This is a genomic window from Chryseobacterium sp. TB1-D10, assembly GCF_059803555.1.
In genome coordinates this window covers 43937-60444 of the sequence record NZ_JAPFHB010000004.1, presented here as the reverse complement: position 1 = coordinate 60444, position 16508 = coordinate 43937, and the positions used below count along the sequence as shown (strand labels likewise).

21 protein-coding genes are annotated in these 16508 nt (G+C 35.5%); 18 read left to right on the top strand and 3 right to left on the bottom strand.

From position 1 onward, the window contains the following. The first annotated feature begins 40 nt into the window (after positions 1-40). The 3 genes from OPU68_RS06855 (at position 41) to OPU68_RS06845 (ending at position 3720) form a co-directional block, all read left to right on the top strand. Positions 41-1765, top strand: coding sequence for a DEAD/DEAH box helicase (locus OPU68_RS06855; RefSeq protein ID WP_498473270.1), 1725 nt, complete (start codon positions 41-43; stop codon positions 1763-1765). A gap of 149 nt (positions 1766-1914) precedes the next feature. Beyond that, a complete protein-coding gene (locus OPU68_RS06850) occupies positions 1915-2553 on the top strand; it encodes a DUF47 domain-containing protein (protein WP_498473269.1) in 639 nt (212 codons plus the stop codon). A 24-nt stretch (positions 2554-2577) separates the two neighbouring features. Then, a complete protein-coding gene (locus OPU68_RS06845) occupies positions 2578-3720 on the top strand; it encodes an inorganic phosphate transporter (protein ID WP_498473268.1) in 1143 nt (380 codons plus the stop codon). On the opposite strand, the gene OPU68_RS06840 is transcribed toward OPU68_RS06845, so the two are convergent. Together OPU68_RS06840 and OPU68_RS06835 are read right to left on the bottom strand one after the other, a co-directional pair. After that, positions 3709-4344: a LytR/AlgR family response regulator transcription factor gene (locus OPU68_RS06840; RefSeq protein ID WP_498473267.1), complete on the bottom strand. Its 636-nt coding sequence runs from the start codon at positions 4342-4344 to the stop codon at positions 3709-3711. The genes OPU68_RS06845 and OPU68_RS06840 overlap by 12 nt on opposite strands. A 25-nt stretch (positions 4345-4369) precedes the next feature. Next, on the bottom strand, positions 4370-5434 hold the full coding sequence (locus tag OPU68_RS06835; protein WP_498473266.1) for a sensor histidine kinase: 1065 nt from the start codon (positions 5432-5434) through the stop codon (positions 4370-4372). 200 nt (positions 5435-5634) lie between these two features. Between OPU68_RS06835 and OPU68_RS06830 the strand changes: the two genes are divergently transcribed. From OPU68_RS06830 to OPU68_RS06815, 4 genes are all read left to right on the top strand, one after another. Further along, positions 5635-6882, top strand: a complete 1248-nt coding sequence (locus OPU68_RS06830; protein WP_498473265.1) for a Kelch repeat-containing protein — start codon at positions 5635-5637, stop codon at positions 6880-6882. Between the two features lie 114 nt (positions 6883-6996). After that, the gene (locus OPU68_RS06825; protein ID WP_498473264.1) at positions 6997-7968 is read left to right on the top strand and encodes a polyprenyl synthetase family protein; all 972 of its coding nucleotides are present in this window, start codon (positions 6997-6999) and stop codon (positions 7966-7968) included. Positions 7969-8011: 43 nt separating this feature from the next. After that, the gene (locus OPU68_RS06820) at positions 8012-8968 is read left to right on the top strand and encodes a GSCFA domain-containing protein (RefSeq protein WP_498473263.1); all 957 of its coding nucleotides are present in this window, start codon (positions 8012-8014) and stop codon (positions 8966-8968) included. Further along, entirely contained in the window at positions 8965-9234 is a 270-nt protein-coding gene (locus OPU68_RS06815; RefSeq protein WP_498473262.1) for a hypothetical protein, read from the top strand. Before OPU68_RS06820 ends, OPU68_RS06815 begins: the two co-directional genes overlap by 4 nt. A 495-nt stretch (positions 9235-9729) precedes the next feature. Here OPU68_RS06815 and OPU68_RS06810 read toward each other — a convergent pair whose 3' ends face one another. Next, positions 9730-10440, bottom strand: a complete 711-nt coding sequence (locus OPU68_RS06810; protein WP_498473261.1) for a S24 family peptidase — start codon at positions 10438-10440, stop codon at positions 9730-9732. 97 nt (positions 10441-10537) lie between these two features. Here OPU68_RS06810 and OPU68_RS06805 point away from each other — a divergent pair, with 97 nt between their 5' ends. From OPU68_RS06805 to OPU68_RS06755, 11 genes are all read left to right on the top strand, one after another. Then, complete coding sequence (locus OPU68_RS06805; RefSeq protein WP_498473260.1) at positions 10538-10816, top strand: hypothetical protein; 279 nt, start codon at positions 10538-10540, stop codon at positions 10814-10816. Positions 10817-10818: 2 nt separating this feature from the next. After that, positions 10819-10953: a hypothetical protein gene (locus OPU68_RS06800; RefSeq protein WP_498473259.1), complete on the top strand. Its 135-nt coding sequence runs from the start codon at positions 10819-10821 to the stop codon at positions 10951-10953. A gap of 1 nt (position 10954) precedes the next feature. After that, a complete protein-coding gene (locus OPU68_RS06795) occupies positions 10955-11203 on the top strand; it encodes a hypothetical protein (RefSeq protein WP_498473258.1) in 249 nt (82 codons plus the stop codon). Positions 11204-11279: 76 nt separating this feature from the next. Continuing rightward, positions 11280-13304: a transposase family protein gene (locus tag OPU68_RS06790; RefSeq protein ID WP_498473257.1), complete on the top strand. Its 2025-nt coding sequence runs from the start codon at positions 11280-11282 to the stop codon at positions 13302-13304. Positions 13305-13306: 2 nt separating this feature from the next. Beyond that, the gene (locus OPU68_RS06785; protein ID WP_498473256.1) at positions 13307-14167 is read left to right on the top strand and encodes an AAA family ATPase; all 861 of its coding nucleotides are present in this window, start codon (positions 13307-13309) and stop codon (positions 14165-14167) included. Next, a complete protein-coding gene (locus tag OPU68_RS06780) occupies positions 14167-14598 on the top strand; it encodes a hypothetical protein (protein WP_498473255.1) in 432 nt (143 codons plus the stop codon). The genes OPU68_RS06785 and OPU68_RS06780 overlap by 1 nt, the downstream gene beginning before the upstream one ends. A 1-nt stretch (position 14599) precedes the next feature. After that, entirely contained in the window at positions 14600-15232 is a 633-nt protein-coding gene (locus OPU68_RS06775) for a hypothetical protein (protein WP_498473254.1), read from the top strand. A gap of 19 nt (positions 15233-15251) precedes the next feature. Continuing rightward, complete coding sequence (locus OPU68_RS06770) at positions 15252-15461, top strand: hypothetical protein (protein WP_498473253.1); 210 nt, start codon at positions 15252-15254, stop codon at positions 15459-15461. Next, complete coding sequence (locus OPU68_RS06765; RefSeq protein WP_498473252.1) at positions 15461-15643, top strand: hypothetical protein; 183 nt, start codon at positions 15461-15463, stop codon at positions 15641-15643. Before OPU68_RS06770 ends, OPU68_RS06765 begins: the two co-directional genes overlap by 1 nt. Further along, positions 15643-15810, top strand: a complete 168-nt coding sequence (locus OPU68_RS06760) for a hypothetical protein (protein WP_498473251.1) — start codon at positions 15643-15645, stop codon at positions 15808-15810. Before OPU68_RS06765 ends, OPU68_RS06760 begins: the two co-directional genes overlap by 1 nt. Beyond that, positions 15807-16505, top strand: a complete 699-nt coding sequence (locus OPU68_RS06755) for a hypothetical protein (RefSeq protein WP_498473250.1) — start codon at positions 15807-15809, stop codon at positions 16503-16505. The genes OPU68_RS06760 and OPU68_RS06755 overlap by 4 nt, the downstream gene beginning before the upstream one ends. The last annotated feature ends 3 nt before the right edge of the window (positions 16506-16508 follow it).

Sequence of the window (16508 nt, the reverse complement as noted above, 5' to 3'; positions counted from 1 at the left end):
AAAGTGTATCTTTGCAGCAATTATTAGACGATCTTTTTAAATGAATTTATTTACGGAATCCAATCTTAGCGCTGAAGTTCTTCAGGCGATTGGCGACCTCGGCTTCGTAGAGCCGACAGAAATCCAAAAACAGACTATTCCTTTTATCTCCACAGATACTCGCGATCTTATCGCACTTGCGGCAACAGGAACAGGCAAAACAGCAGCGTTTTCGCTTCCGATTTTGGATATGATAGACGACAAGAGTCGTAAAATCCAATTTTTGGTCCTTTGCCCTACTAGAGAACTTTGCCTCCAGATTACCAAAGACATCAAAAACTATACTAAATACCTTAGAGACATCAAGACTACAGCAGTCTATGGTGGCAGCAGTATTGTGGATCAAATCAAATCTCTTAGAGAAAAACCACAAATTATTGTGGGAACTCCGGGACGTGTGATAGATATGATCAACAGAAAAGCATTAGACTTTTCCGAAGCACAATGGGTAGTTTTAGACGAAGCTGACGAAATGCTTTCTATGGGTTTCAAAGATGATTTGGAAACCATACTTCGAGAAACGCCAGATACAAAACAGACTTTCCTTTTCTCTGCTACAATGAGCAAAGAAGTGGAACGTATTTCTAAAAATTATTTGACAACACCTCACAGAATTACTGTTGGGTCTGTTAATGAAGTTAAGAAAAACATTCTTCACGAATTTTATGTAGTTGGTTACAGACAGAAGAAAGAAGCTCTTAAAAGGCTGATTGACGCTAATCCAAACCAATATTCCATTATTTTCTGCAGAACAAGAATGGAAACTCAGGAAGTTGCAGATTTCTTGATGCAGAATGGTTACGCAGCAGATGCACTTCACGGTGATCTTTCTCAGGCTCAAAGAGATACAGTAATGAAGAAATTCAGACTGAAAAACATCGATATTTTGGTAGCGACAGACGTTGCAGCCAGAGGATTGGATGTTGATTCTTTGACACACGTGATCCATTTCTCTTTACCAGATGATCCGGAAGTTTTCGTTCACAGAAGCGGAAGAACAGGACGTGCTGGTAAAAACGGAATCTCGATGACGTTGGCAAAACCTGAGGAAAGCAGAAAAATGAAGCAGATCAAGGCTGAAACCAAGATCGAAATCGTTGAGAAAAAAATCCCTACCGGAAAAGAAATTATCAAAGCTCAGGTTGGTGGTGTTTTCGAAAAATTACTGACAGAACACGTTGATGTTATTGATTTTGACGAGAGCCTTATCCCAGATCTTTCTGCTTTCACAAAAGAGCAGTTGGTAAGTCAGTTATTGCAATTTCAATTGAAAGAAATGGCTACTTACTATCAGAACAGCAATGATCTTGCAGATCAGAAATTTGGTGCTGGTAGAGACGAAAAGCCAGGTAGAAGAGACAGAGACGGAAGAGACAGCAGAGGATCCAGAGATTCTTTCCGAGACAGAGACAACAGAGGTGGCGATCGTGACCGTGGCGGCGACAGAAATGGCGGTAGAGACCGTAAGCCAAAACGCAATAATGAAGATATGGTAAGATTCTTCTTCAACCTTGGGAAAAGAGACCAATTGAAGAAAGTTGATATGCTGGAGATCATCAACAAAGCGACTTCTAAATCTAAAAAAAGAGCCGACATCGGTGAAATCGAAATCTTGGACAAATTCAGTTTCTTCGAAATTGAAAAGTCATACAAGAATGAAGTGATGGATGGATTAACTAGTATGAAGTTTCGGGGAAAAGAAATGAGAGCAGAAGTTGCCCAATAAGAACAAAACCCGAAAATAAAATAAAATATTTTACATAAAAACCTGCTAATCAGCAGGTTTTTGTGTGTTTTAATCTTAATGAAAAATTAATATAAAAGTTTTTCGTTAAGGTTTTTTTGTGTCATATTTGCAGAAATTAAAGCAAAATAATGGGAATAGGTAATATTTTCAGAGCATTTCAGCCGAAAGATAAAATCTTTTTTGATCTGTTTCTTCGTGTAGCAGATAACTTAGTAGAGATGTCAAAAACATTTCACGATGGTCTTCTGGAGTTTGATATCAATGATGAAACGTTGTTGAATCAAATGAGTGATTATGAACACAAATTGGATGATCTTACACACGAGATCTTCGTACAGTTAGGGGAAAACTTCATCACACCGTTTGACAGGGAAGATATCAACTATCTGGCGTCTGGTTTGGATGATATTGCGGATTACATTTACGCTTCTGCAAAATATATTTATCTTTACAAAAGTCCTGAAAATAAAGTTTACTCTGAGTTTTCTTTGCTGATCCACAAATGTTGTATCGAGATCAAGAAAGCTTTGGAAAACCTTAAAGATTTTAAAAATCCAAACGAGGTAAGAGAGTCTTGCATCAAGATCAATTCTTACGAGAATATTGCAGATGATGTTTTGAGCCAGGCTATCGTGAAGTTATTTGAAACGAATGATGCATTGTTGATTATCAAACAGAAATCTATCCTGGATTATCTTGAGATCGTTACAGACAAAGCAGAAGATGTTGCCAACACAATGGAAAGCATAGTTATCAAATACGCATAAAAAGCAGTATCTAAAAATAAACGAATGGAATTTCCAATTCTACTAATTATCATTATCGCACTTGCGTTAATATTTGATTATATCAATGGTTTTCACGATGCAGCTAACTCTATCGCAACCATTGTTTCCACAAAAGTACTGACGCCTTTTCAAGCTGTTCTCTGGGCAGCATTCTGGAATTTTGCAGCATTTTTCATTGCCGCTTACGTTGTAGGCGAATTCAAAATTGGTAATACGATTGCCAAAACGGTGGATGAAAATTTCATCACCCTCGAAGTTATATTCTCAGGATTGATTGCCGCCATTGCCTGGAATTTATTAACGTGGTGGTTCGGGATTCCATCCTCATCATCACACACTTTGATTGGTGGATTTATTGGAGCAGCATTGATGCACGCATTGATATCCGATTATCATTTGATCGCAATCACGCATCCTGAATATTCTTTTTTCGAAACGGCTTATCAGTCCTTTGTACAGCTTTTCACGCAGAATGTTGTCAAGTATAAAGTGGTAATTCCTATTTTCCTTTTTATATTTATGGCGCCGCTTATCGGTATGGCAATTTCAATTTTAATTACATTGATTATCGTCAATATCTGTAAAAAAGCCAATCCGCATAAAGCTGAACGCGTGTTCAAAAAACTACAGTTGGTTTCTTCTGCATTATTCAGTCTTGGACACGGGACCAATGATGCTCAGAAAGTAATGGGAATTATTGGAGCTGCGATGATCTATTTTCACGTGAATATGATGAAAGATCCACTTTATCTTAATATTCCGGAAGCAGAAAGGTTTAACTTCTTTGCAGAGCATTACCTTTGGGTTCCGGTTGTGTCATTCTTGGCAATCGCTTTGGGAACGATGAGTGGTGGTTGGAAGATCATTAAGACGATGGGAACCAGAATTACGAAAGTTACCCCACTAGAAGGTGTAGCGGCGGAAACAGCAGGTGCTATTACGCTTTTCATTACGGAACAATTGAGAATTCCGGTTTCTACGACACACACTGTTACAGGTGCTATCATCGGAGTTGGATTGACGAAAAGAGTTTCAGCTGTAAGATGGGGAATTACAGTAAGTTTGCTTTGGGCCTGGATTCTTACGATTCCAATCAGCGCAATTGTTGCAGGAATTACTTATTTGCTTGTAGTTTTAATATTCTAATAAACTTTTAATATAATCTTTGTAGTTCCTACCGATAGGAATTGATATTCCCAGGATTTCTACAGATTGTGAATCAAAAAAGTCTATTTTGGATTTTGAAATGATAAAAGAACGATGAATACGGATAAAATCTGACGGCAGAATTTTTTCCAGCTCACTAATAGAATGTCGGGTTATGATTGTTCTTTCTTTTAAAACAATTTTGATATTCTCTTTTTGGCTTTCGATATAAAGAATTTCTTGAACCTGAATTTTTGCTCTTTTCTTATTAACAGTAAAGAACAAAAATTCAGGTTCATTTGGTATCTGACTTTCTGTTTTTGCAGTTGGTAAAGCTTTTTGAACCGCTGATACAAACCTTTCAAACGCAATAGGCTTCAGCAAATAATCCAAAACCTGATACTGATAACTTTCCACGGCAAACTCGTGATAAGCTGTTGTGATGATGACTTTGGGCGGATTCTTGATTGTGGCTAAAAAATCCAGACCTTTTATTTTTGGCAAATGTAAATCCAGAAACATCAAATCGATTTTGTTTTCATTGAGTTTTTGCATCGCACTGATTGCATCATTGCAAACCGCAATCAATTCCAAAAAAGGAATCTGCTGGATGTAATCTTTCATTATATTGACGGCCAGTGGCTCATCTTCAACTATTATACATTTCAGGTTCATAGGAATTCAGATTGATGTAAAGTGTTGCTGTGAATATATTATTTTCTTCTTCGGTTTGCAAACGGAAGTCGTTGTAAACCAATTTCAGTTGTCTTTCAAAATTAATCAAACCAATGCCTTTGCTTTCTTCATTATCATTTTTTTCAAAAGAATTAATGACGCTATAATTTAAAATATTATTATTAATTTCAAGATTGATATTAATGAATTTATCATCCGTGCTTTCACTTGCACCGTGTTTGAAGGCATTTTCTAAAAAAGGAAGTAATACTAAAGGTAAAACATATTCCTGATTATCTGTGACCGAATTCTGAAATTCAATTTTCAAACGCTCATCAAAACGTATTTTCTGAATTTCCAGATAAGTATTCATAAACTGAATTTCCTTTGATATCGGAATGAATTTTTCCTTAGTTTCATACAACATAAACCGCAGAAGACTCGATAATTTTAAAATAACATCAGCCGTTTTATCAGATTTTTCCCGTGCAAGAGAATAGATATTATTCAATGTATTAAACAAAAAATGCGGATTGATTTGGGATTTAAGGAAATTAAGTTCTGCTTCGGTTTTTTCTTTCATTAATAATATTTCCCGTTGTTTCAGTTTTTGACTGGCAGAATATTCATAAAGTGCAATCATCACGCAAGCCAGGAAAATCTTGTCCATAAAAGAATTTAAAATTCCTCCATAGCCATAAATGCCGACAATCTCAAGATGCGGATAAATATAAGGCACAATAAAATGAACCAGAAAAACATAGCCAAGAACCGAAAATAATATTAATGTAACTGCTAATGATATGATTAATTTGATATTGCTTTTCGTATGTCTGAACCTCGAAATAAAATACAACATCAAATATCCCATCGGCATTTTGATAAGCATTATCGTCAGAAATTCTTCCCAGAAAGCGTGAACAAAAGTAGAGTAGACAGATTGTTTGTACTGGATTTCCATCCAATAATATTCGGTGTAAACTTCCAAAATCACATAGAATAACCAAAAAATGAAATGTCTTACGAATCGTTTTTTCATAAAGTAAAACTACGTTTTTTAGCTTTCCGATTTTCAGGATTGTCACGAACTACAGTTTTTAATAAACCAATGATTCTCTTTTTCGCATAAACAGATGTGACGTTATTGAACGACTTAAAACGGTTGTGTGTAATTGCTGATAAGCTTTGTATTGTGAATCACTTTTTCCAATCTTATTACGAGTTAATTTTAATAAAAAAATGAAAAAATCATTACTATTTATTTTGTCGTTTGTCTTTTGCGAAATGTTCTTTGGGCAATGGACAACAGGAGCAGATATGCCGGAAGGAATAAGAGCAGGGAATTCAATTTCTTATTCTGATGCCAGCGACAATGCTTATATGTACGTTATTGGTGGTAGAAACGACCAGGAAATTATTTCAAATAAAACCTATCGTTATAATATCAGAACCAATACTTGGGAAACGAAGCAGAATGTTCCTACGCCAATTTTGGGAGCTGCAAGTGCCAGAATTGGAGAGAATATTTTCATCATCGGAGGAATGGTTACAACGCCGGGAACGGTTACAAAAAAAGTTTACAAATATAATATTGAAAATGATATTTGGAGTAATGTTGCAGATTTTCCGAGAGCTTTTACGGACGGCGACGCAGTTCCTTATCAGGACAGTTTGATTTATGTTGTGGGAAGTTATAACTCAGAGAAGACTTTTGTCTATAATATCAATAAAAATAAATGGCGTGAATGTAACGCTGTTCCTTCGCCGGGAACTTCGCTTTCTTACGGTGCACTTTCAGTTTCCGGAAATAAGTTGGTTTACGTTGGTGGTTCCAATGGAACTTTTTCCGCAACTTATTGGAACAATGTCTGGATTGGAGAAATAGACCAAAATAACCGCTCGGTTGTCAACTGGACTCAAGGAACTTCTTTTCCAGGTCAGACGCGTACTTTCTTTGAACTTCAGCCTTGGAATAATGGCGTGATTCTTATTGGTGGAACTACGGATAATACTTTTGATACTTATACAGATGAAAATTACTTTTTTGATGCCGAAAATAATACGTGGACTCATTTAACCAATAAACCAACGGCCTGGAATACCGGAAACGCAGCTTCAATTTTTCTTGATGGAAGTTGGAAATTAATCTGTTCAGGAGGATTTGAACAGCAATATTTGAAAAAAACAGAAATCTATTCTCAGGAAAATTTATCTGTTTCCGATGATAAAGCTTGTCAGCTGAAAAATATGAAAACCATAAGCGGAACTCGTCCGGCACTGAATTTTTGTCTTTCAGAAAGTGGGGAAACGCTTCTTACGATTTGGGATATGCAAGGCAGACAAATGAGAAAAAAATCAAAAGTTGCGGATAAAAAAGGGACGCATTCAGTTTCGCTTGCGAATGAAGGTCTTAAAAGCGGATTATATATTATTAATTTAAAGCAAAATCAAAATTCGGTTTCAAAAAAAATTCATATAGTTAATTGATTGTTGTTGAATAAATATCAAATTCATTATTCAGGAAATACTCTGGCAGTTTGTCGGAGTATTTTATTTGAAAAGTGTTTAAAAATCGTATTTTTGCCTCAAACAAGTTTTTAAATGGAATTCTTAGACCAGTATCAGAAAATTGTAGCAGACGCTATCGAAAAACATACTTTTACAAATAAACCGGACGAATTGTACCAACCGATGAATTACATCATTTCTCACGGTGGAAAGAGGCTTCGTCCGATTATGTTATTAATGGCCTGCGATCTTTTCAAAGGCGATTTGGATAAAGCTTTAAAACCTTCTTTGGCCATCGAGTTTTTCCACAATTTTACCTTAATCCATGATGATATAATGGACGAAGCGCCATTAAGGAGAAATAAACCAACAATCCACACCCTTCACGGAATCAATGTTGGGATTCTTTCTGGCGATGCATTATTGATTAAAGCTTATCAGTTTTTTGAAGATCTGGAACCGGAATTGTTTAAAAAATGTATTAAAATATTTTCTGAAACTGGTGCAGTTCTTTGCGAAGGTCAGCAGTTTGATATCAATTTCGAAAACAGAACCGATGTAAGTTATGATGACTATATTCAGATGATTACATTTAAAACGGGTGTTCTCAGTGCTTCTTCCTTTCAAATTGGAGCGTTGATTGCTGGTGCATCAGAAGAAGATGCGGAAGCAATGTACAACTTCGGGAAACATATAGGAATTGCATTTCAAATTATGGATGATTATCTGGATGTTTTCGGAAATCAGGAACAGTTTGGTAAGAAACACGCCGGCGATATTTATGAGAATAAAAAAACAATTCTTTACCTTTTAGCTTTGGAACACGCCAATCCAGAGGAATTATCTGAACTGAATTATTGGTACTCCAAGAAAACTGACAATGTTGATAAAGTTTACAGCGTCGAAAAGATTTTCAGAAGAACAAAAGTGGACGATAAAGTTTTAAGATTGATTCAAAAACACAACGAGATTGGTCAAAGTTACCTCGATAAAATCAACCTTTCCGACGAGAGCAAATTACCATTCCGGGAATTAGCAAATTATCTTTTGAGAAGAGAAAGCTAACAATAATAAACAAGATTAAAGTAAAAAGATAAAAGATAAAATTTTGAAATTCAGAACAGAAGTAGATATTAATGTAAGTGAGAAAAAAATTGGAATGGATGACTGCATCTTTTCCATCGGATCGTGTTTTGCAACGGAGATGCACGAGAAATTTTCTGAAGGTCAGATCCAGTCTTTGAATAATCCGTTTGGGACGGTTTTCAATCCGTATTCGATTCATAATGCGATACAGCAGATTTATGATGCTAAGGAATATCAGGAAAGTGATTTGATTTTAGCTAATGAAAGTTACATCAGTCTGGATCATCATTCGTCTTTCGATTCCAGATTTGTACATCAATCTTTAGAGAAAATCAATAAAAATATAGAAGATGCGAATCAGTTTTTGCAGAACACGAGTTTTGTGATCATCACATTCGGAACATCATATATTTATGAATTTCTACCGAAGAACAAGTTGGTTGCAAACTGTCACAAAATCCCACAAAAGTTTTTTGAAAAACGATTCTTATCAAATCATGAATTATCGGAATCAATTAATAAAACAATTGAAATTCTAAAAGATATTTGTAAAACTGATGTTCAGATCCTGTTCACGGTTTCGCCTGTTCGTCACACCAAAGACGGTATTGTAGAAAATCAATTAAGTAAATCTAAATTAATCAATGCAATCCACGAATCCATTTCCGGAAAAGAAAATTGCCATTATCTTCCAATTTATGAATTGATGATGGATGATCTCCGTGATTACAGATTTTACAAAGAAGATATGATTCACCCAAATTCTCAAGCTGTTCAGTACATTTGGGAAAAATTCGGAAATGCTTATTTTAAAGATGAAACAAAGGTTTTCATTAATGAAAATAATAAGATCCTAACTGCGCTCAACCACAGAACAGCCGACGACAAGAATCCAAAATATCAACAATTTTTGGAAAAAATCAATCAAAAAATCCTTGAACAGCAAGGGAAAGTAAAACATAAGATTTTTTCAGAATGAAAAATCAGCATTCATTAGATGTTCTAAAAAATTCTCATAAAGGAAGTTTTAAAAATAAAGAAGAGCTCTTAAATTATGAAAATTGTGGATGTTTTCTTTGCTTAAATATTTTCAAAACAAAAGAACTTATTGAATGGATTGAAGAATCTGATAAAAAAGAAACTGCTATATGTCCAAAATGTGGAGTAGATTCAATTTTATCAGAAAAATATCCAATATCTGACAAGATATTTATGGAAGAAATGCAAAATTATTTAGGGCATTGATAATAAAAGGTCAAAAATAAAAAAAGTAAAAAATCTCGCAAATGCTTTATTAAAAGGCTTTGGCAGGGTTTCAGTAAAAAATAATTTCTGAACAAAAAGTAAAATTAACTACATTTAACTACCATTTAATAACTACCGGTTAATACTTTAACTACCATCTTTTAACCTGTAAATACCTTTCTCACGATAAAACGCCCGAAAACCAGTAATAAAAGGTTTTTCGGGCGTTTTTTTGGTGTTTAAAAAAGTGTTTAAACAGTATTTAATGAGTCTGAAACAATATTCTGCATAGAAAGTTGTACTAAACTAAAATTAACGAATGCGGTTATCATAGGGGTTACGTTTGGGGTTATAAAATTGCAATAAATAATTAATGAGAATACCTAAAAAAGATATTCCTAATTGGTCAAATAGCGTAAAAAGTTATTGAGTTAACAGGGTTATGATAGTTTTAAAACGTCAATAAAATCATATAAACCGCTTATAATCAAATATTTAAAACATTGTATTGTATCTTATGCTTGCTTTTATCATAGCTATGGCTTGAATATGTTTAATATCAACATCTTTTGGTTGATGATGCTGGTTCTGACTAACTAATTTGACGAAGTCGTCTCCTTTGTCAGATTTCTGAACAAATTTAACGGTTACATACTCCTCCCAATGGTCAATTTTAATGCTAAGAAGGTACATTTCACCATAAAAAATATTTTCCACGGAGGTTTGTTTGAAAAGAATAATATCTCCTGATTTTAATAGTGAATACATACTGTCTCCAGTAATGCGCAAAGCCCCGTCACATTTTGGCAGATTAGGAATCTTAATAGTATCTAAAATTCTTTGTGATTTTCCGCTATCAAACAATTCTTGCAGCCCTGCTGTAGCCTCCAAGTCATACAATGGTACTTCTTGCATTTCTATTAGGGCATCTTTTGTCTTTTTGGTCTCGTAAACTTGCAAAGATTCATTAATCTGACTGCTATTTCCCTTTCTTAACATATTAGGAGATTCATCTAAGACCCATAAAGGATTTAAGTCTTTGTAAGTAAATAGAAATTTTTCTAACGTAGAGGTTTTAATGTTTGTTCCTGCTTTAAAAGGTTTACTTAGGCTTGCATTTGATACTCCTAATTCCCTTTCTGCAACTGCAATCTCAATATTTTTAAAGTCTAAATATTCTTTAAGTTTCTCTACAATGTTTCTCATATTTTAAAAAAATATTAGATTTTTTTCTATTTTAATTTGGTTGATAGAAAAATTTCTATTTATATTTGTCGGACAATTAAGACAAAACTACGACAAAATGAAAATACAGAGAGTACGGAAAACCGTAAATGTGGATAAAAACCCAAAAATATATTTTGATCCACAAACACCAGAAGAGGTCGAATACCTCCAAGTATTACAGGCTTTACTTTCTCAAAAGAGATATGGAGACTGGGATTTAGCTGCTGAAAAATCCGGACTACCAAGACACTCTGTAGAAAAAGCTTTTTTGAGAGTGTATTCTAAAAATCACACTGAGGCTGTTGCCGCTTTGAAAGCTGTTATTGAAAACCGTAAAAAACTTTTAAAACAATAGATATGAAAAAACTATTTCAAACAATCTTTTCACATAAAACTATTGATGTGATCGATGCAACCACCGGTGAAAAACAAAAAGCAACTTACGTAATGCTTTTAGGCCTTTCAATAAATATCAACTATAAAACCGCTTAAAATGAACTTTACTACACAACAAAACTCACTTGAAAAAAACAGGGAACAGCTAAGTACAAAACTTGAAACTTTAGAAGAGACCATTTCAAAGAGAGAAGATTTTTACGATGAAAAAACAGACAATTGGAAGGAATCAAATAAAGGTGGCGAATATTTCGAAAGAACTGAAGAACTACAAGATAACCTGGATTCATTACAAGAAGTTATAAATCTACTTGATGATGCAATCAGCCAGTTAGAAGAAATATAAATCCCAAACGGTTCTTGAGCGGTTCGATTCCGCTCCTGGGAACAAATTAAAAACCATTTAAACACCGTTTAAATCTATGTTTGAATACTACAATAACACTCTTTGCGTACAAGCAAACTGGCTCAATGAGACAGGCGTTATTTCTTTCAATAACTTGAAGCAACTGGCAAGCAAAGGCAAAATAAAAAAGGCTCGCAATGGCGGCGGTCTTGGCAATTCAGCCCTGTACATTTACAACTCTATTCCAGAGCGTTTTAAAAATGTGATTGAGCATGACCTTGGTATCAATCCACATCAGCAAAAAAGCACGATTCATTTTTCTGAGTTTCTAACCTCCGATGAAACTGCTGCTGCTTATTTCGCCAATTATGAACTTGAAGATGGAAGATATCTATCAGAGGCCAATGCTGATGCTGTTGAGCAATACACGGCAAACGTGGCGGTTTTTAACGCTATCAGTAAAGTTATCAGTAAAGTGACGAATGCTAATCCAAAAATCAATAAAGCGGAACTTTGGAAAAGTATCGCAGATTCAGTGCATAACATTAGCGATGATCTCAGATTCAGATATCCTTTTGATCTTCCGGAAAATCCCCAGGCACTTCGTGCGAAATTTGAATCTTGTATTCTCAAAAAATCAAATAAGCGATATCAGAGAACAGGGCTTGAAGGATTAATACATAGCAACTATTGTAACAATAACTCACTGAAAATATCTCAGGAAGTTGGTGAGTGGCTAATCGCTTATTATTCCCTTCCGATAAAATGTTCTATTCCGGAACTTTGGGCGGTCTATGAAAACAAAAGATCTATCACTGGATTTCCGCGCCTTTCAGAAAGCGCAATCCAGAACTTTATAATGAAGCCTGAAAATGAACGAATTTGGTTAAGACCACGTGACGGCAAAGATGCATACATCAATCGTTTCGGCCACACAATTAAGAAAAATAAAGAGACACTTTTCCCTAATGCACATTGGGCGATCGATGGAACTAAACTCGACACCATCCACATCAAGGATAATAAAAATAAGATGGGTGCAGATATGAATATCGATGTTGTAATCGATGTTTACAGTGAAAAAATTCTCGGTTGGAGCCTTTCAGAATCTGAAACCCACGTTGATCACTTCAAAGCGTTGAAGATGGCAGTCAACACCGCTTGTGCAAAGCCTTATCTATTTACCTATGATGCACAGTCCGGCCACCGGACAAAGAAAATGCAGGAATTGTACAGTAAAGTTGCCAATTCTCATTATCACCACAAAGTAGGTAGAAAATCAAATCCCATAGAGCAGGTTTTTAACCGCTTTCAACAGCAGGTGATTGGTAAGCGTTGGTTTTCGGATAAACAGTCTATAAAAGCTAAGCAAAGTCGCTCCCAGGTGAATGTTGATTTCATCAAAGAGTTCAAGGATGCACTACCGACCAAAGATGAACTGTACAGACATTTTATTGTAATGGTCAATGAGTGGAACAATATGAAACACCCACGTTTCAACAAATCCAGGAATGAGGTTTTTGCAACGCAGACAGAGCATACTCAGGAACTTGATGCCTTCGAACAAATCTCAATGTTTTGGCTCGACGAAACCAAACCAAAGCTTTACAAGCGTGAAGGTATGAAACTAACAGTTTCCGGTGTTGATTACGATTTTGAGGTTTACGATAACGACAATCAGATTGATGAAGTTTTCAGAGAGAAATATGTCAACACAAAATTAATTGTCGCTTACGATCCTGAATATCTTGATCAGTATGTGAAACTCTATGAACTTAACGAGAAAGGACAAAAAGTGTTTGTCGCTTACGCCCAGAAAAAACGAGAACACAGCCAAATGATGAAGTTCTCTACAGAAGACAGCAAGGCGCAAATGATCAAAGATATGGAAGTCCGAGACAGAGAAATGCACAGAGACTGGACGAAGTACCAGGAAATTGCGGAACGTACCGGAATCACTCGAGAATCTCTAATTGATGAACAAAATTCAATGATTGTTGATAATTGGGAACTTGATGCAAAAATGCTTGCATACGGCACAAAAGAAGAGCAAATCAAAACAAACAAAAGATCATTATTCGATCAAATAACAAGTAATTAGATATGAATCAAAAAGAAAAAATTGCAATCGTAGACCTTCTAAGAAACTACGTTGAACAAAAAGGAAGTCAAAATAAAGCAGCTGCATCATTGAAAGGTGTTTCATCGGCTGTCGTTTCACATTTGTTAAGTGGACATTGGGATCCGTATTCAGATGATATGTTTCGCCGTGTTGGCGCACAGGTCGGCCACAATTCTAACGAATGGCAATTTGTAGAAACTACCAATTCCAAAATAATGCTTTCGAGCATTGCAGACGCAAAAGCCAATCATCTTGTTTTGAGTTTTATTGGTAACGCCGGTGCCGGCAAATCTGCTACCACAAAAAAAATAGCTGCTGAAAATAAAAATGTTTTCCGTGTAGAATGTGGTCAGTATTGGGATCGCAGTTTCTTTCTTTCAGAAATTCTTATGCAGTTGGGTTCAAGGGATTTTACACCAAAAATCTCCAGTATGATGCGAGAAATAGTAAGAAGATTGAAAGATATGGAAAATCCACAATTGATCCTGGATGAAATCGACAAAGTGCCTGATGATGTGTTTTTGTTTCTGATCACACTTTACAACGAACTATTCCAACATTGCTCAATTATCATTTTAGGTACTCATTTTCTTAAAAAAAGGATTGAAGACGGTATCAGATTGAGAAAGAAAGGTTATGAGGAAATTAAAAGCCGTTACGGTTCTTTCATTGAACTGGAAGATACTTCTGCAAGTGACATCAAATTAGTTTGTGTTGGCAATGGCTTGAGTAATGAACCTAAAATCAACAAAGTTTCTGTGACTTCAAAAGGCGACTTGCGAAAAGTTTACAACGCTGTGATAGCTGAAAGAATTGACGAAAAAGAAAAACTGGTTGCCTAATGAAAGATTTCAGATATCATCCGGAAATAGAAGGTCTGAAAGTGAATGAGAATGGTTCTGAAGTTTTCCTAAATGAAAATCCTGTAATCATCAAAGTCCGAGACAAAGGAAATCACCTTTCAAGATTTTTTTACTACAAGAATAAGCAGATAGGCCTTGCAAAATTGGTGTTGGAATGTTGGGAAGGACTGGCGCCGGAACCAAACCAAAGAGCAATTCACAAGAACAATGATCACACAGATTACCATTATAAAAATCTGAAATGGGGTCTGAAGGCAGGAAACACAAAATTTCCTCAAAAGCTGACCAAAGAGCAGAAAACAGAAATATTTGAAAAATTGGAGGCCGGACAGTCCGGCTATTCATTAGCCAAAGAATACGGAGTTACTCGAGGCGCAATCTATCAAATGAAAAATAAACAAGCGGAATAAGATGGCCAAAACGCTAAATGTAAAAACTTTTTTAACCAAAAAATTTGAATTACTACCACTTAAAGGCGTTTGGAAAAATTCATTTGGAGAGCCTTGCAAGCAATTTAGTATGATTATCTACGGCAGTTCCGGTGAAGGCAAAACAGAATTGGCAATGCAAATCGGAAAGGAACTGACACAATATGGAAAAGTAGCCTACAACTCTATAGAAGAGGGCGATTCTCACACATTACAGATGACTGTTGCACGGAATAATATGGATATGGTTGCTGATAAATTCCAGATCATCAGCGGTGAGAATCTCACAGAACTATCAGAACGGCTCAGAAAACAACGTTCACCGGATTTCATCATCATAGATTCCGTACAGTATCTGCAAGCGACCAAAGAAGAGTATTTCGAGTTCAAAAAGGAGTTTTATCCAAAGAAGGGAATCATTTATATCAGTCACGTGGATGGAAAAGATTTAGACGCTGTAAAAGGCGCTTTGGCAAAAAGTATCTGGTATGATGTAGATATCCAGGTACCGGTCAAAGGATTCAGAGCAATGCCGAAAAAACGATTGAACGGAGGCGGTGAACCTTTCATTATTAATCACGAGAGAGCAGCCAAATATTGGGGCAAAATAGAATAATTAAAATATCAAAAATAATATGAAAACACCAACAGAAATATTGGACACAATTTTAGAGCAATTTCAAAAATTACCATCTAATGCGAAATTTTCTGAAACTGTAAAAGCTCAAGAAAGAGCAGTGAAAATTATAAAAGATTTTGGGGAAACTGAATATCAAAAAGGCTTCAATGAAGCTTCTGAAAAATTTGAAAAAGACAAATTGAATAATCAAATCAAAAATAATTGATGAAACAATCGGGAGATTTAGCAGGTCACGAACTGGCCAAAGCCAACGAGCGAGACAAGAGCCGGCAGGATTCATTAAAAGCGTTGGAAACTGCCAAAGCACAGGAGAAATCAAGGAATGGAAAATTTGTGTACGACACAAACCGCAAAGCCTATTTTTTTAAATCACAAGAACCAGAATAATGAGTTTTTTTCCACCAACAGAAAAGGAGCTTGAAGAAATAATAAAAAATCTAAAAGCAATATTAGAAAATGAAGAGCATCAGGATTTATGGAAAGAAACTCACGAATTACTGAAAGAAAAAGAGCAGGAATTACAAAAATTAATAATACAAAATAACGCACTATGACAAATACAATCGACATCAGCACATTGTCAGCTGAACAAAAAAGAGATCTTGCAAAACAGCTTTCAGATCAGAAAAAACAGGAGAAAGAAAAAAGAGCAGCAGATCTGCAAGCCCTGGAAGAATTGGCGGCCGAAACAATGCCTGAATCAATTAAAATTCTGCGTAAAGCTTCAGAAGCTTTGGAGATAGCAAAAGCAAAAGTTTTCCAGGATTTTGAACTTTACCTAAAACAAAAGATTGAAACAATCGGTGTTCGTTCCAATCAACAAACACACACAATAACTGTAGGAGGTGAAAGCATCAAGTTAGGTTACAGGATTACAGACGGCTATGGCGAAAATGCCGCTTATGGAATTGCAATGGTTCACAAGTTTTTAGGATCACTCGGAAAAGACGAAAATTCTAAAAAAGTGCTTTCAATCGCTTACAGATTATTGCAACGCAATGGAAATGGTGATTTGGACAGCAAAAAGGTTTTAGAACTTCGTCAGATTGCCGACAAAGATTTCCCGGACACAGATTTTCAAAGGGGTGTAGAACTGATCCAAAGTGAGTACAAACCAAAAGTATCAAGATGGTTTGTTGAGGCTGTTTATAAAGACGGTACCGGCATCGAAAAAAGTATTCCGCTTTCTATCACCAGTGTGGATCTGCCAAAAGATATGGATCTTACTTTCTTACTGCCAAAAGATTAATGA

Bases quoted from the DNA above. Each gene is read 5' to 3' on its own strand.
- OPU68_RS06855 (WP_498473270.1), top strand. From the start codon at position 41: ATGAATTTATTTACGGAATCCAATCTTAGCGCTGAAGTTCTTCAGGCG.
- OPU68_RS06850 (WP_498473269.1), top strand. From the start codon at position 1,915: ATGGGAATAGGTAATATTTTCAGAGCATTTCAGCCGAAAGATAAAATC.
- OPU68_RS06845 (WP_498473268.1), top strand. From the start codon at position 2,578: ATGGAATTTCCAATTCTACTAATTATCATTATCGCACTTGCGTTAATA.
- OPU68_RS06840 (WP_498473267.1), bottom strand. From the start codon at position 4,344: ATGAAAGATTACATCCAGCAGATTCCTTTTTTGGAATTGATTGCGGTT.
- OPU68_RS06835 (WP_498473266.1), bottom strand. From the start codon at position 5,434: ATGAAAAAACGATTCGTAAGACATTTCATTTTTTGGTTATTCTATGTG.
- OPU68_RS06830 (WP_498473265.1), top strand. From the start codon at position 5,635: ATGAAAAAATCATTACTATTTATTTTGTCGTTTGTCTTTTGCGAAATG.
- OPU68_RS06825 (WP_498473264.1), top strand. From the start codon at position 6,997: ATGGAATTCTTAGACCAGTATCAGAAAATTGTAGCAGACGCTATCGAA.
- OPU68_RS06815 (WP_498473262.1), top strand. From the start codon at position 8,965: ATGAAAAATCAGCATTCATTAGATGTTCTAAAAAATTCTCATAAAGGA.
- OPU68_RS06810 (WP_498473261.1), bottom strand. From the start codon at position 10,440: ATGAGAAACATTGTAGAGAAACTTAAAGAATATTTAGACTTTAAAAAT.
- OPU68_RS06805 (WP_498473260.1), top strand. From the start codon at position 10,538: ATGAAAATACAGAGAGTACGGAAAACCGTAAATGTGGATAAAAACCCA.
- OPU68_RS06800 (WP_498473259.1), top strand. From the start codon at position 10,819: ATGAAAAAACTATTTCAAACAATCTTTTCACATAAAACTATTGATGTG.
- OPU68_RS06795 (WP_498473258.1), top strand. From the start codon at position 10,955: ATGAACTTTACTACACAACAAAACTCACTTGAAAAAAACAGGGAACAG.
- OPU68_RS06790 (WP_498473257.1), top strand. From the start codon at position 11,280: ATGTTTGAATACTACAATAACACTCTTTGCGTACAAGCAAACTGGCTC.
- OPU68_RS06785 (WP_498473256.1), top strand. From the start codon at position 13,307: ATGAATCAAAAAGAAAAAATTGCAATCGTAGACCTTCTAAGAAACTAC.
- OPU68_RS06780 (WP_498473255.1), top strand. From the start codon at position 14,167: ATGAAAGATTTCAGATATCATCCGGAAATAGAAGGTCTGAAAGTGAAT.
- OPU68_RS06775 (WP_498473254.1), top strand. From the start codon at position 14,600: ATGGCCAAAACGCTAAATGTAAAAACTTTTTTAACCAAAAAATTTGAA.
- OPU68_RS06770 (WP_498473253.1), top strand. From the start codon at position 15,252: ATGAAAACACCAACAGAAATATTGGACACAATTTTAGAGCAATTTCAA.
- OPU68_RS06765 (WP_498473252.1), top strand. From the start codon at position 15,461: ATGAAACAATCGGGAGATTTAGCAGGTCACGAACTGGCCAAAGCCAAC.
- OPU68_RS06760 (WP_498473251.1), top strand. From the start codon at position 15,643: ATGAGTTTTTTTCCACCAACAGAAAAGGAGCTTGAAGAAATAATAAAA.
- OPU68_RS06755 (WP_498473250.1), top strand. From the start codon at position 15,807: ATGACAAATACAATCGACATCAGCACATTGTCAGCTGAACAAAAAAGA.